Raw genomic sequence first — 14,031 nt, forward strand, 5'->3', positions numbered from 1 at the left:
ATGTTCGTCGTGGGGCCCCGTGCATGGCACTGAGCAGTGCTTCCGTTGCCGGAAGGACTTGGACTGACCATACCAAGTCTGCCTTTTTCGACAGCGCCAATGTAGCAGACCTGCTGTTTGGGCCATGGCCCATTGCCAGGCCGAACACGGCTCATGCCGCTGCTGCTTCAATCCCCTGCTTGGCATAGCGCCCCGGCGGCATGCCGACGTGCCGTGTGAACGCAACGCCAAATGTGCTCACCGAGCTGTAGCCGACGCGCTCGGCGATGTCGGACATGGCGGTACCGCCTTGCCGAAGCAGTTGCTTCGCGAGTGCCATGCGCCAAGCCAGCAGGTATTCAATCGGGGCCATGCCCACGGCTTCGCTGAAGCGCTCGAAGAATGCCGAGCGGGACATCGCGGACTCGCGCGCAAGTTGTGCAACCGTCCAGGATTCCGATGGGCGCTGGTGCATCAGCCGCAGCGCCAGCGCCAACCTTGGATCGGACAGCCCACGCATGAGGCTCGAGGACGTCGATGCGCTGGCCGTCGAGCGCAGCGCCTCGATCAGAAGGACCTCCAGAAGGTGAGCCATCACGATCTCACGCGCAGGTCGGTCGCTGCGGGATTCGTCGCCCACCAGTTGGACCAGCGTCGACAGGCGGTCTTCGCCGCGAACATGCACCCAGTCCGGCAGCAAGGACACCAGAAGCGCTGCGTCTGGCGAGCCGAACACGCAGTTGCCGACGAGCATGCGCGTATCGACGGGTCCGTCCGGATCGCCGACGCGCGCACCTCCGGGCATGGGGGTGATCGCCGTGTCGACGACTTCGTCGTGGGCCGGCGGTTGGCGGTCGAGGCTTGATGTTGCAAAGGCGCGCGCCGAGGGGATCAACGCGAAGTCGCCTTCGTTCAGCGTGATGGTGTCACTGCGCGTCGCGCTGTCGATGCGCAGGCGGCAACTGCCCTGCAACAACACGAAGTAGAAGGGACGGCCCGTTTCAGTGCGACGCACCGCCCAGGGCGCCGACGCGATCACGAGTTTGGAGAACGGCGCACCAGGCCGCAGGAGCGCCACGACTTCGGCCAATGGATCGATCATGTGGACTGAATCGACAAATTAATGGATTTTCAAGTGTAGATGATCCAGGCTGTGGTGCTTATCGTGACAGCAACACTTCAAGGAAATCGATGATGTCTCACACCTCTACTGTCCTGATCACTGGCTGTTCATCGGGCTTCGGCCACGAAACGGCGCGCTTCTTCCTCGACAAGGGATGGCATGTTGTCGCCACGATGCGCACGCCCCGCGCAGACGCGTTGCCGACCTCCGACCGGCTGCGCGTGCTAGCGCTGGACGTGACCGATGCCGACAGCATCCGTCGCTGCGTCGAACAGGCCGGGCCCATCGACGCGCTGGTCAATAACGCCGGCATCGGCCTGCTGGCCCCGTTGGAAGGCATGGCGATGAGCAGCGCGCGAGAAATCTTCGAGACCAACGTTCTTGGCACGATCGCGATGACGCAGGCCGTGCTGCCGCAACTGCGCGAGCGGCAAGCTGGCGTCGTCGTCAACGTCACGTCGAGCGTGACGCTCAAGCCGCTGCCGCTTTTGTCGGTCTACACCGGCAGCAAGGCGGCGGTGAATGCATTCACCGAGTCACTGGCTTTGGAGGTGGCGCCCTTCGGCGTGCGCGTGCGCTTGGTGTTGCCGGGCCGTGCACCAAGCACGAGCTTTGGCGACAACGCCCGTCGGCTGATGGAAGGCGGCACGCCTGCGGCCTATGCCGAGTTCACGCAGCGTGTCTTCGCGGCAGGGCGTGACCCCAGTGCGCCAGTGACGCTCGCGAAGGATGTGGCCGAAGCCGTGTGGCGAGCGGTGACCGACCCTGCAGCGCCCATGCGAATGCCAGCGGGTGCTGACGCGGTCGCCCTGTCCGGCGCCTGAACAACAAGGGTTCTGTGCCAGAGAGCCCGGCACAAGCCGCTTGAAGCCCGGCCCGCCAAGCACCCAAGCCCCGCTCGCGGGGCTTTTTTCATGGGCCTTTGGGTGGGCAGGCTTGATTAACTGCCGCCCAACACCTGACCAAGGGAAATTCACTATTCAATGTGAAGATGAACGTCGTCACAATTTTTTCATCGTTACAAAAATACTTTGGAGTTTTCCCATGCACATCAGACCATCCGCCTTGCGCACCGTTCTCGCAGTGGCCACCCTGTGGGCCAGCACGGCAAATGCGGGCTATTTCTCCTGGGATCCCGTTGAGCTTCCTGCGTCGTCGGGCGCCAGTTGCGGGGATGGCAGTCCTTACCGCTTCTTCGTGAACCGAACGCCGTTCACCACCAACACGGTGGTCATCTATGAAGGTGGCGGCGCCTGCTGGGCGCAGAATTCCTGCCTGGGCAAGAATGGCTTGGGTAAATCTGCCAGCAACCCAAATGGTATTGCCAGGGATTACATGTCACGTCTGACGCCGAGCCAGCCCAATAATGCCAACAGCCCCTTGGGGGAAATCAATCTGTCGTTTTACGGTTTGATCACACCCTTCTCGACGCGTGTCAATCCGATTCAATCGGTCAAGACGCAAAGCTGGAATATTGTCTATGTGCCTTATTGCACAGGCGATGTCCACACCGGCAATTCGCTGCAGATTTATGACGATGCCGAGCCCATGGCTCCACGTGTGCAGCACCATCGCGGCTATCGAAATTCGAAGGGTGTCACCGACTGGATCGCGGCCAACCTGCCCCGCCCCGACAGACTGTTGATCACCGGCTTCTCGGCCGGGGGGGTGGGCTCTCAAGCGGCCTATCCCTACATCCGGGAAAAACTCAACCCCAAGCGCTCGGCCCTGTTGGCAGATTCCGGCCCCTTGATGTGGGCGCCCTCCAATGGCGACCCTTCGCAGTTCCCATCCGTGCCATTGCACAACAAGGTACGTGTGGCCTGGGGTTATGACGGCCCGGAGGGCATTGTCACCGAACTGGTCAAGAAGTATCCGGGCCAGGGCAGCGCCAACAATCTGGGCAGCCTGCTCCCCGCCATTGCCAAGCTGTTCCCGAACGACAGGTTCTCCATGGCGGTGTTCCAGCGTGACGTGGTGTTCTCGGGGTTTGCGTACGAGAGCTTCTTCCCTGAGATCGCCGATGAACCCGACGTGGCAAAACGATCCGAGATGCTGCTGACCCGCTGGAACCTTGACCTGAGGACGACCAACGAGGCCTTGAAGAACACCGCCAACATCGGCTGGTACATGCCCTACGGACGCGACTTGGTGGGCTCGCATTGCCTGTCGACGTTCACCTTCAAGGGCACCGCCATCAAGGAAGCCGGGATCGATGATCTGAATGTCGTGGTCGACGACCTCATCAGCGGCTCGGGGGCCCCCATCAGGCAATACGAGAAGGCCAAGGTGATGCAATCGCCCACCGGCATCTCTGCCCTGGACGACATCATCAACATGTTTTTCGATCGACTGTTGTGATCGCCTGTTGGGTCGACGTCTGGGACACCTTGGACAACCAGGCATCCAGCCCGTCCCACACGAACAACTGGTTCTCCACAGCCTCTTCCACGCTCTTGTGCATGCCGTCCAGATACCAGATGGCGGCGCTGGAGATGACCATGCCCAGCACGGTCTTCAGGGTGTAACCCGTGTCCAGCTGCGACTGAGCAAGGCCTGGATAGCGGCTCTGGAGCAGCGGGATCAGCAGGCCCATGTACGGGTCATCCTTGATCGTGGAATGCAAACGCCCCGAGTAGTAGAAGATCTGGGCTTCCACCAGCAGGATGCGTGCACGGCGCTCGTCGGTTTTCAGGAAGCGGTAGAAGGCTTGCAGGGCCTTGCTGGCGACCAGGCGCAGGCCTTCTTCTGGGTCTTGGAAGCTTTCAACCAAGGCCGCGACCAGCTCGGTCGTCACCGACTCGAAGGTGGCTGCGAACAAGTTCTCGATGTCGGAGAACAGCGCGTAGTAGTAACGGTCAGTGAACCCGGCTTCCTTGCACAGATCACGGACCGTGGCTGCGGCAAAGCCTTTCCGACCGAACACCTCCAGCCCGGCCTCGATGAAGCGCTCGCGCCGCTGGGTCTGGCGTTCCTCGGCGGTCATGCCGTTGTAGGAGCGTTTCGGCTTGGAAGGTGGCGATGTCGTTGTCATGCGGAAGGGGTGGAGAGCATGGCTAATTTTAGAAGGCCCCAAGCGCCGTTCTGCAGCCCGCGTGATCAGCTTACGCGCCAGGCTGAACCGCCCTCATCAAGATCGCTCGGCAGGTCTCTCGGTCCGGCCGCATGTGGCCGTTCACAACTTGCCCATGAAGGATGCCGTCCACGGTGGCGATCAACCCCATCGCGATGCGGTCGGTATCAACAACGCCCACGTACCGCAATGCCTGAACGGTGGCATCCACAAAGTGCTGGTGCACGCCCTCCACCACCTTTTGCAATGAGGGCTCTCGGGAGGCAATCAAAAAGATTTCGATCTGCGACACCACACGCGAGCGTTTGGCGGGAGACATCCAGTCATCCAGCCGATCCACCAAGAGATCAATGAACCGCTCCAGTGATGGCTCGCCGCTGACCAATCTCGCGCCGTCCTCGCCCAACTCTTCCAGGTTGCGCGTGGCATGCCGATTCAGCGCCAGCGTCACCAAATCGAGTCGCGTGCGGCAACAAGACGAGGTTGACCCATCAGGCAAACCCGCCCAGGCATCCACTGCACGGTGGGTCAGACCTCTGGCACCGCTCGCGGCCAGCAATTCGAGCGCCGCGTCAGCGATCGTGGTCTTGCGGTCTTTGATCATGTCGTCCGGAAGGCGGGGGCTTGTGGTTGAAGGGCTTGGCATTCACCGACCGGGCCCGTGATGGTTTCCACCAATCGCAGGCCGATGTTGAGGATCATACATTTACTACAGGTGTAGTTTTTATGGTTTCAATGGGGAGCTTGCAATGCTTGACCGAACATCCTTTTCATCCCGCCGTGGCCTGCTGGGCCCCTTGTTGCTGGCAGTGCCCCTGCTGGGTCATGCGGGCTATTTCACTTGGGACAAGGTCGAGTTGCCGGTGGCCAGCGGCGCATCGTGCGGCAATGGCACGCCCTACAAGTTCTTCGTCAACCGCACGCCCTTCACCACCAAGACCATCGTCATCATGGAAGGGGGCGGGGCCTGTTTTGACCAGAACGCCTGCCTTTGGAAAGGCAGCTTCTTCGGCGGCAGCAACTCCAATGGCATTGCCGACAACTACATGACCAGCTTGGTCTCCAGCCTGAAGAACACCTCGGGCTCACCCTTTGCGCCCATCAATCAGGGCGCCTTGGGCTTGACGCCGTTTGCTTCGCGCACCAGTTCAAGCAAGGTGCAAACGCAGAGCTGGAACATCGTCTACATGCCGCAATGCACGGGCGATGTTTACTCGGGCAACAAGGTCGCCATCTACAGCGATGCCGACCCCGCCCATCCCCTCACCTACTACCACCGTGGCGACATCAACTCCAGGTTGGTGGCCAACTGGATCGCGGGCAACATGCCCAAGCCGGCCCATTTGCTGATGTATGGGTTCTCGGCAGGCGCCATTGGCGTGACGGTGCACTATGGCGACTTTCGCAAGGCGATCAAGCCGACGAGAATGTCTCTGCTGTCGGACTCGGGCCCCTTGTTCGAAGCCCCGGCAGGTGGGTCGCCCGATCAGTACCCCTCGCTGCCGCTGCACACCAGGATCCGCCAAGCGTGGGGCCTCGATGAGCCTGGTGGCGTGGTGCCACGCCTGCTGGCGGAGTATCCGGGGATCGGTGATGCCAGCAACCTGGCCAGCTTGAATGTGGCCTTGCCCAAGCTGTTTCCCAATGACCGCATGGGCTTCACGCTGCTTCAGGCCGATGCGGTGTTCGCCGCCTATTCATACGACAAGTTCTACCCCGAAATCCGTTCCGCGCCGACCATTCAACAGCGCAATGACCTGCGCCTGGTCAAGTGGCAAAAGGAGATCGGCCCCTGGCTTGATGCGATGCGGCCTTATCCGAACGTGGGCTACTACATCCCCTACGCTCGTCCCTCGGTGTTCCATTCCCACTCCACCACGATGTTCACGTTCAACGACACCGACATCCCCGAACTGGGCTTGGGCAGCGTCACCGCTTTCATCGATGATTTGCTGGATGGAAAGGCGCCGATGATGCGCGCCTTTGAAACGTCTCAAGCACCGCACAAGCCTTTGAAAGACGCCGTGGTCAATTACATCTCGGACCTGCTCTTCGTCAACCTGGGCTTGTGAGAGCTCATGATGTCCGTGTTCAGCCAGCGGCCGCTTGCATAGCGCCCGGGTCCATCCACAGCGCCGCCCACATGTGGCCATCGGGATCGGCCAGGTCGCGGGTCACCATGAAGCCGTGGTCCTCCATCGGGTTCACATCGGCCTGCCCGCCATGGGCCGCGGCGGCCTCGTTCATCGCATCGACGGCGGCGCGGCTTTCAAGGGCCAGCGACAGCATCATCCCGCACGAGCCGGCCGGCGGGAATGGCCGCTGCGTGAAGGTGCGCCACTTGGCGTGCGTGACCAGCATGACGTGGATCGCCTCGCTCCAGACCATGGCAGCGCCGTCTTCACTGCTCATTTGCGGGTTCTGGCTGAAGCCCAGGGCCTTGTAGAAGGCGGTGGAGACGCCGAGGTTGGCTACCGGCAGGCTGATGAAAAGGGTCTTGGTCATGGTGTGCTCCGTTCGCTGGTTGAATGTGGCGTCCTGGCGCGTGCAGGATACCTTCCGTCAACACGACGATTGAGCAGCGCCGAAATCGACAAGGCCGCGATTTGGGAAATGAAGCTCCAATGAAATGGGGGCCTTGGCCCCCCCTCACTTCAGTCTGCGGATTGATTGGGGCAAATCATTGCCAGTTGGGGCCCACCGTCACACCAGCGTTGCTCAACTTCGTCTGCCAATTCGTGAACTCCACATTGGCTGCGTTCAGTGCAGGCAAGCCCAGGTCCTGGTTAGGCACGCATTGCATAGGATCGGGATTGCACGTTTGGAACCAGTAAGTGACGTTCAATCCTGCAGGATTGGTCAGGTCGCCGTTGGCATCCACCGTGCCGTCGTAACGCGTCCAGCCCACCTTGTTGTTGGTCGCTGAGTTGTCATGAAAATTGGCATCGATGTCGGCGTTGAAAGCGATCTCTTCAGGCGTCAGCACAGGGTGTGCTGCCGAAGTTCCGTACTTGGCGCCCATCCAGATGGTCATGCCGATGTTGGAAGCTTTCGAGATCTTTCCCGATGGCAAGCGGTTGACCCCAACGACCGTGTTGTTGGTCATGCTGTTGTGGTGACCTGCGGCGATTGAAATGCCGTAGTTGACCGTGTCCACCACTTGATTGGAATCGATCTTCACGTACGAGGGTGTGTGGATGGTGTAGGTTGGATCGGCGCCATCAGTGATGATGCCGCCACCTGAGAAGGACGCGCTGTTCATGTCCAGCGGATATGCACCACGGATGAAGTTATTGGCGATGAGCAGGGGCAGCGCCTGTGTGCCTTCCGATTGGTAGATGTTGATGTTGTCCTCAACACCACTTTGTCCAGGCTGGTTGATGACCTGGTTCCACGAAATTTCCATTGACTTGTTGTAGTTGGACTTCAGATAGCCCAACTGAACGAACTGGACCAGCTCGGAGGTCTGTGGGTAGTAGCCGTTGTTGCCTGTGCTCAGGCGGCCGTTGATGTTGCTGACGGAATTTTTCGAAATCAGCAAGGGCCCAGCCATGGGCTTGCCTAAGCCGTTGATCTTGATGCCGGCCGTGTTGGTGATGTTATTGCGGGTCACCACGAGCGTGTGCGGCGACGAACCCACGATGAAACGGCCTTGCGGCTGGTTGGCCACATTGGGATTGACGCCCGTGATGTAGGAGTTGTTGACCGTCAGGTTGACGCCGCCTCGGCTGCCTTGATTGGCCAAGAAATTGTGGATGTCAATCAAGGTATTGCCACCGGAGATGTTGCTGTGGTCCAAGGTGACCGTGGCAATGGCGGACGCAGGTGCCGTTGCAGGCGTCGTGACGACGATCGCCGAACCCTGACCACCAGTGATGATGCAGTTGGTGCAGGTGAACGTCGAAGTTGTTTCAATCAAAACGACCGTGCCCAAGGCGTTATTGAACTTGCAACCGTTGAGGGCAACCGGGGCACTGGCCTTGATCGTCAGCGCCGGTGTGTTGGCAGCCGTGCTGGTGTACGAGGCACCGAAACAGTTCCAGTTGGTGGCTGTGGTGATGAGCTGGGGGCCGTAAGCCATGGCCGACGTTGACGTCAGCATGCATGCGGCAATGCTCAAAATGGATATAACAATTCTGTTGTAGTAACTCATGGATTCTCCCTGTTTGTGGTGCGACTTGCACCGCGGCGGAACATACCACGGGCCAAGGCCCTTGGTGGGCCTGGGTTCTATCAATGGCGTACCGCCATCGGATCACTTTGGCATGCAGGTCTATTCACAGTAGCGATACGTTTGTAACTTTTGTGCACGCCTGTCGATTCACTGGGTCATGCATGATGTGTCGGCGTCACTTTGGCGTAAAAAAAATCAGGGAGAAATCATGAAAACCAAGCAAAAAATACTGCCCCTCGTGGGCGCTTCGCTGGCTTTGATGGTGCCACTGGCACACGCTGGATTGACGTTGAGTCAATTCGTTCGCTTTAATCCGTTAGCCAACCCGCAAACCTCCGCGCATACACCCATTCCGGTCGGGAGTGGGGATCGCATTCAAGCACTTTCTTTTGACTCCAGTGTGGCAGGGCAATATGCCGCCGCGTCCTTGACTTTGGCCCAACCCATTGCCGGGCAATACATCAGGTTTAAATTGAGGGCACCGTTCGGCAATCAGGCATCGATTCTGGTCACCGACTCCAGTAATGCAACCCAAGAATATCTCATCGAGCGGGGACCACTGCCTGTGGATGATCTCGGTTGGTCTGCGCACACCCAGGCGCTGAACAAACCTTTCAGCGGCTCCGTCAAAGCCGTCACCTTGAGGATTTACAGCGACGCATCGAAACCGAAAGGCACGGCTTATATCCGGGGTATCCAGTTGCTGCCGACTGCCCCGTTGGCCACCGATCCCGTTGTCTCTACGCCCACCGTGGAAGTCACAACCGCACAATTCATGAGCCAATTGGGCAATGCTGGCGGCCAAGTGACAACGGCAAGCGCGGTCAATGGAGACGACGTCCACCCCTTGCCTTTCAACTTCACCAATACCGACTACGTGTCGCTCGACATGGTGCCTCAATCTCCCGCGCCGGGAAGTTATCTGCGGTTCAAGATGCGCGTTCCTCCGGGCGTGCGCGTCGGCCTTCGGGTGGTGGACCAAAGCAATGAGACGCATCAATACGACGTGGACCGCAGCTTGGCCGTGGCGGACAAACAAGGGTGGACAACCCACACCGTTCGCTTGGGCGAAACGACGCCGGTCTGGGGCGGCGATGGCAACAAGCAAATCACCGGAGCTGTGCAAAAAATATCCCTGCTGGTTACCAAAACCACCGGGGCCACCAACAGCGATACGGCTTATTTCAAAGAAATAGATTTCCTGGACCATGCGCCTTCGGCCCTTGAGCCCCTGGTTCCCATGCCGCTGTTGGCCACGGGAAACCCGGCTGTTCTGACAGGGGGCGACGCCAACCTCATCCCTGGTGCCACCGTCGAACAATCAGCACCCTTGCCCAACGGCGACCGCACAAGAAGCCTGGTTTTCAACATGGGGGGATCGGGGACCTACCAAGGCATGATCATGAATCTGCAGTCCGTGGCACCCGGGGGCAAAGTCTTCCGATTCCTGGGACGCATACCCAAAGGCATGACCGCAGTGGTCCGCGCCTACGACACAGCGGGGCCCACCTATGACACCCGTTTGGTGGCCCCATTGAACACCACAACCGATGGAGATTGGGAAGGCCAATGGGTTCAATACGCGGTGAACCTGGGCGTGCAAGGAGGCAACATCGACCGCGTTGCATTCATCGTTTCATCCGCAGGCAAGAGTGGCATGGTCAATCTCTTGCCAACGGGCAAAGCCTCGTTCAAGAGCTTTGCGCTTGACGGTGATGGGCAACGACTCGATCTCGGACCGGCAACGGCTGCATTGACAGGCATGAGGCCGCGAAACACCGACCCCTTGCCAACCACGGGCGTGGCAAGCCGCCTGGTCCTGGAAGACATCCAACGTGCCTACGACATGGGATTCAAACGCATCCGGTTTGACCTGAGTTGGAATAAGGTCGAAAAAATTGCCACGACACCTCCAACTTTCACCTTCAGTGACTATGAAGCAGGGTTGGCGGATTTATTCTCGAAACAAATGGGTGCCGTGGCCATCCTGGCCTACAACAACAATAATTATGCTGCCGTCGTCAACAATACCGACCACGCTGGCATTTCCACAGCTGCATTGAGGGAAAAATACGTTCGTTATGCAGCGGCCACAGCGCAATACATCAAGAATACTTTTCCCGGCGATGTTGGCAAAGTGGTATTTGAAATTTGGAACGAGCCCAATAGCAACGGTTTCTGGCAACCGGTCGCCAATGCCGCCGACTACGCGGAAACGGTGAAGCAAGCAACTGCCGCCATCAAGAACGTGTCGCCGGCTTTTCGAGTCATGTCCGGCGGTACCTACCAACTGGCAGGCACGGTGCAGAACGACACCGCTTTCATTGAATCCGTGAGAAGCCTGCAGGGGTTCACTGGACTTGATGGCATTGGCATTCACCCTTATGACAATGGATACCCAGAGCGCCAAGCCAGCGAATACATGGGCTACACGAACTTTCTCAGCACCAATGGGGTGAAAACTCCCTTGTGGAGCAGCGAGGTTGGTTCAAGTTCCGCGCCCACGGATACCTCCAATGGGGCTGACACGGCCAACCGTCGACTACAGGCTCAAATGTTTGTCCGCAGCATTTTGACCTCGTGGAGTTTGGGTGCGCCAATGCACATCTCCTTCTCGCTCAAGGACAGTTCCGCCTTTGGTGGCGCAACAGAACAAAACTATGGATTATTCGAGGCCGGGGGGACACCCAAACCCGCCAAACAAGCGGTTGAATTGCTGTTCAAGGCGGCCAAGGCCCGGAGCTATGAGGGCTTGGTCACCGGAAGTCCAAGTGCGGTGCAAGCCATGAAATTCTCCGCGCCAAGCAAAGAGGTGGTGTATGTCGTCTGGGCCAACTCAGGCGGAGCGACCACCTATCCGGTGTCTGCCTTGAAAAGCTGCAGCGCTTCCCTTGGGTTTGATGGCTTGCCGGCGACCAACGTTCCTTGCGCCGTTGATTTGCTGGGCCAACCCTTGACATGCACAGATGGGGCCGTGAATAGCCGCATGGTGTGCAATGTGTCTGAGATCAACGGGCCTGTTTTTATCCGAATGGCTCAGTAAGCCTGTGAGGCCGGATCAAAGGCGCTACTGGCGTCGATAGATCCGGCCGTTTTGGCGAAGCCTAGGAACACAAGCCTCAAGCGCCGTCGGCCAGCTTGAACCGCGACACCGTCTGCAGCAACTGCCCGGCCTGCACCTTCAAGCTCTCGGCCGCCGCCGCGCTCTCTTCCACCAGCGCGGCATTCTGCTGCGTCACCTCGTCCATTTGATGGACGGCCGAGCCGATCTGGCCAATGCCCTGACTCTGTTCGCTGCTGGCCGAGCTGATCTCGCCCACGAGGTCGTTGACGCGCTGCACCTGGAACATGATGTCCTGGATGGCCGTGCCCGCATGGCCCACCTGATCGTTGCCAGCCTGAACGTTCTCCACGCTTTCGTGGATCAGCGTCTTGATCTCCTTGGCCGCCTCGGCACTGCGCTGCGCGAGCGTGCGCACCTCGCTCGCCACCACCGCGAAACCACGCCCCTGCTCGCCAGCACGGGCGGCTTCCACGGCTGCGTTCAAGGCCAGGATGTTGGTCTGGAAAGCAATGCCGTCGATGGTGCCGATGATGTCGGCAATCTTGCGCGAGCTGTTGGCGATGTGCCCCATGGTGGTCACGACCTCGCCGACCACCTGGCTGCCCTTGTCGGCGGCAGCGGTGGCCGCCGCCGACAGCTGGCGGGCCTGCTGCGCGGCATCGGCGTTCTTCTGCACCGTGGCCGTCATCTCTTCCATCGATGCCGCGGTCTGCTGCAGGCTGCTGGCCTGCTCTTCGGTGCGCTGGGACAGGTCGGTGCTGCCAGCGGCGATTTGCGAGCTGCCGGTGGCGATCGAATCCGAGGCCTCGCGCACGTCGCCGATGATCGAGCGCAATTGGCCCTGCATGCCGCCCAATTCGGTGAGGATCAGGCGGCCTTCGGCGCAGCCGGCGATCTCGATGGGGTGGCTCAGGTCGCCTGAGGCGATGGTCTTGGACACGCCGGTCACGCGCTGCAAGATGGCGAAGGTCTCACGCCGTGTCCACCACAGCATGGCGCCCAGCGTCGCCACCAGGGCCACCACCGCGGCCAGGGCGAGGGTACTCCACAGCCGGCTTTGGCCCTTGGCCTGCTCCGCTTCGGCAAGCGTGCGCTCGTCCAGCATGGTCAGGAACTCGTTGACCGGCTTCATGATCTTGGCTTTTTCCTGGTGGTAGGCCAGGTTGTGCATCAGTTCACGGGCCTGCACCGGGTCCGGCTCACCGCGCCTGGTGAAGCCACCGTTGCCGTCGTCGTGCTGGCCCTTGACCAGGTTCATCGCGATCGTCTCGGTGCGCACCAGCGCATTGGACACGTCCGCCGCCTCCTTCAACTTGCCAAATTCCTGTTCGCTGAAGCCGGTCTGCTTCATCAGGTCGGACAGGGCCACGGCCTGCTCGGTGGCGGCTTGGTGGCCGTCATCCGAGGCGCGGAAATCCCAGTAGATGCGCTCGTAGTGTTGGGGGCGAGGCACCTTGCCGTTGCGGATGTCCAGCACCTGCAGGTATTGCTTTTCCCACTTGGCATCGCCCGAGACCACGTAGGTGCGCGCCAGGCGGGTCAGGTCGTCCGAACTCTGGCGAAGCTCGTCGGCCAGCAGGTAGGACTGGTAGCGCTTGGCCGAGACGTCCAGCGCCTGGCTGGCATAGCGGCTCGCATTGATCGAACTGGCGACCGTCGCGGCACCGAGCAACCCCAGGGTGCAGCCGAACAATCCATAAATTCCACGCAGGCTCATGGCCATGAAGGACCTCTTCTCATCGACATTCCAGACTTGTGCGCGGATTCAGTGGTTCGATGCAGCACGCTACTGTCGACGGATATCGGACTTGACGCCGGAAAGTTGAGGCCCAACCTCGATGCGGTGGCCTTGTTCACGGTCTTGGCCGGCGCACGCCATTTTGGTGGTTGCGCGCCACGTAGAGCGCGGTGAGCGCGCCGACCACCGCCACCGTCCGAAGCGAAGGCCGGGGCAACCACTTCATCGCATTCAGCATCAGCTGCGGCGGTGCATCGCGCTGCGGCGACGAGCCAGCCACAGAAGCCGAGGGCTCCGCCGTTGGCGCTTGTCCGGCAAAGAAGGGCAACAGGGCGCCCACGAACGGCACCATGTCCTGCGGTCCACGACTGGTGAGCCAGTTGCCATCCCGAACCACGGTCTCGTCCACCCACGTTGCACCGGCGTTGACCATGTCATCGCGCACGCCGGGCCATGATGTCATGCGGCGACCGGCGGTCAGCCCGGCCGAGGCCAGCAACCAGGGGCCATGGCACAGCGTGGCAATCGGTTTGTCGGCGGCATCGAACTGGCGCACGAACTCGCGGGCCTCGGCCGATTGGCGCAAAAGGTCGGGATTGATGAAGCCGCCGGGGACAAGCAGCGCGTCGTAGTCGCCCACCGAAACTTCCGAGAGCAATCGGTCCACCGTGACGCGGCTTGCCGGCTCGTGCAGGTTCACCCCGCGGATCCGCCCGCGGCGCAGGGAAACGATGTCGGTTGGTGAGGCCCTCTTTTGGCAGGGCTTCATGCGCGGCAAGGGCCATGCCCGCTTCATCCTCTTGGAGGCGCGGTACCCGACCGCCAATCTGCACGGCATCGTGCCCCCCCGAGCTCTGGGCACCCGAGAAGGAATTGCGGA

At 60.3% G+C, this 14,031-nt stretch carries 11 protein-coding genes; 4 read left to right on the forward strand and 7 right to left on the reverse strand.

The genetic code is table 11. From position 1 onward, the window contains the following. Positions 1-151: 151 nt before the first annotated feature. Positions 152-1,081 (reverse strand): AraC family transcriptional regulator, encoded by a 930-nt coding sequence (locus tag ACREB4_RS07610; RefSeq protein WP_431587611.1) that lies wholly within the window; start codon positions 1,079-1,081, stop codon positions 152-154. Positions 1,082-1,173: 92 nt separating this feature from the next. Between ACREB4_RS07610 and ACREB4_RS07615 the strand changes: the two genes are divergently transcribed. After that, positions 1,174-1,926, forward strand: coding sequence for an SDR family oxidoreductase (locus tag ACREB4_RS07615; RefSeq protein ID WP_431587612.1), 753 nt, complete (start codon positions 1,174-1,176; stop codon positions 1,924-1,926). Between the two features lie 241 nt (positions 1,927-2,167). Further along, complete coding sequence (locus ACREB4_RS07620; protein WP_431587613.1) at positions 2,168-3,463, forward strand: pectin acetylesterase-family hydrolase; 1,296 nt, start codon at positions 2,168-2,170, stop codon at positions 3,461-3,463. Here the strand turns inward: ACREB4_RS07620 and ACREB4_RS07625 are convergent. Next, the gene (locus ACREB4_RS07625; RefSeq protein ID WP_431587614.1) at positions 3,435-4,136 is read right to left on the reverse strand and encodes a TetR/AcrR family transcriptional regulator; all 702 of its coding nucleotides are present in this window, start codon (positions 4,134-4,136) and stop codon (positions 3,435-3,437) included. The two genes, ACREB4_RS07620 and ACREB4_RS07625, sit on opposite strands and share 29 nt — an antisense overlap. Before the next feature lie 70 nt (positions 4,137-4,206). Beyond that, positions 4,207-4,779 (reverse strand): TetR/AcrR family transcriptional regulator, encoded by a 573-nt coding sequence (locus tag ACREB4_RS07630; RefSeq protein WP_431587615.1) that lies wholly within the window; start codon positions 4,777-4,779, stop codon positions 4,207-4,209. Between the two features lie 145 nt (positions 4,780-4,924). On the opposite strand from ACREB4_RS07630, the gene ACREB4_RS07635 reads away from it, so the two are divergent. Next, a complete protein-coding gene (locus ACREB4_RS07635) occupies positions 4,925-6,247 on the forward strand; it encodes a pectin acetylesterase-family hydrolase (protein ID WP_431587616.1) in 1,323 nt (440 codons plus the stop codon). Between the two features lie 19 nt (positions 6,248-6,266). Here ACREB4_RS07635 and ACREB4_RS07640 read toward each other — a convergent pair whose 3' ends face one another. Further along, positions 6,267-6,680 carry a VOC family protein gene (locus ACREB4_RS07640; protein ID WP_431587617.1) on the reverse strand — a complete coding sequence of 138 codons (414 nt, stop codon included), beginning with the start codon at positions 6,678-6,680 and terminating at the stop codon, positions 6,267-6,269. 175 nt (positions 6,681-6,855) lie between these two features. Beyond that, positions 6,856-8,412, reverse strand: a complete 1,557-nt coding sequence (locus tag ACREB4_RS07645) for a hypothetical protein (RefSeq protein ID WP_431587618.1) — start codon at positions 8,410-8,412, stop codon at positions 6,856-6,858. Positions 8,413-8,557: 145 nt separating this feature from the next. Between ACREB4_RS07645 and ACREB4_RS07650 the strand changes: the two genes are divergently transcribed. After that, positions 8,558-11,392, forward strand: coding sequence for a cellulase family glycosylhydrolase (locus ACREB4_RS07650; RefSeq protein ID WP_431587619.1), 2,835 nt, complete (start codon positions 8,558-8,560; stop codon positions 11,390-11,392). 76 nt (positions 11,393-11,468) lie between these two features. Here the strand turns inward: ACREB4_RS07650 and ACREB4_RS07655 are convergent, their stop codons facing one another. Both ACREB4_RS07655 and ACREB4_RS07660 read right to left on the reverse strand, forming a co-directional pair. After that, positions 11,469-13,136, reverse strand: coding sequence for a methyl-accepting chemotaxis protein (locus tag ACREB4_RS07655; protein ID WP_431587620.1), 1,668 nt, complete (start codon positions 13,134-13,136; stop codon positions 11,469-11,471). A gap of 130 nt (positions 13,137-13,266) precedes the next feature. Beyond that, positions 13,267-13,989 (reverse strand): type 1 glutamine amidotransferase domain-containing protein, encoded by a 723-nt coding sequence (locus tag ACREB4_RS07660; protein ID WP_431587621.1) that lies wholly within the window; start codon positions 13,987-13,989, stop codon positions 13,267-13,269. Between the last annotated feature and the right edge of the window lie 42 nt (positions 13,990-14,031).

The sequence above is a fragment of the Aquabacterium sp. genome, assembly GCF_050725395.1.
In the GTDB taxonomy this organism is placed as follows: domain Bacteria; phylum Pseudomonadota; class Gammaproteobacteria; order Burkholderiales; family Burkholderiaceae_C; genus Aquabacterium.

Coding starts and splice junctions, on each gene's coding strand:
- ACREB4_RS07640 (WP_431587617.1), bottom strand. CDS start 6,680: ATGACCAAGACCCTTTTCATCAGCCTGCCGGTAGCCAACCTCGGCGTC.
- ACREB4_RS07660 (WP_431587621.1), bottom strand. CDS start 13,989: ATGCCGTGCAGATTGGCGGTCGGGTACCGCGCCTCCAAGAGGATGAAG.
- ACREB4_RS07635 (WP_431587616.1), top strand. CDS start 4,925: ATGCTTGACCGAACATCCTTTTCATCCCGCCGTGGCCTGCTGGGCCCC.
- ACREB4_RS07630 (WP_431587615.1), bottom strand. CDS start 4,779: ATGATCAAAGACCGCAAGACCACGATCGCTGACGCGGCGCTCGAATTG.
- ACREB4_RS07625 (WP_431587614.1), bottom strand. CDS start 4,136: ATGACAACGACATCGCCACCTTCCAAGCCGAAACGCTCCTACAACGGC.
- ACREB4_RS07655 (WP_431587620.1), bottom strand. CDS start 13,136: ATGGCCATGAGCCTGCGTGGAATTTATGGATTGTTCGGCTGCACCCTG.
- ACREB4_RS07610 (WP_431587611.1), bottom strand. CDS start 1,081: ATGATCGATCCATTGGCCGAAGTCGTGGCGCTCCTGCGGCCTGGTGCG.
- ACREB4_RS07615 (WP_431587612.1), top strand. CDS start 1,174: ATGTCTCACACCTCTACTGTCCTGATCACTGGCTGTTCATCGGGCTTC.
- ACREB4_RS07650 (WP_431587619.1), top strand. CDS start 8,558: ATGAAAACCAAGCAAAAAATACTGCCCCTCGTGGGCGCTTCGCTGGCT.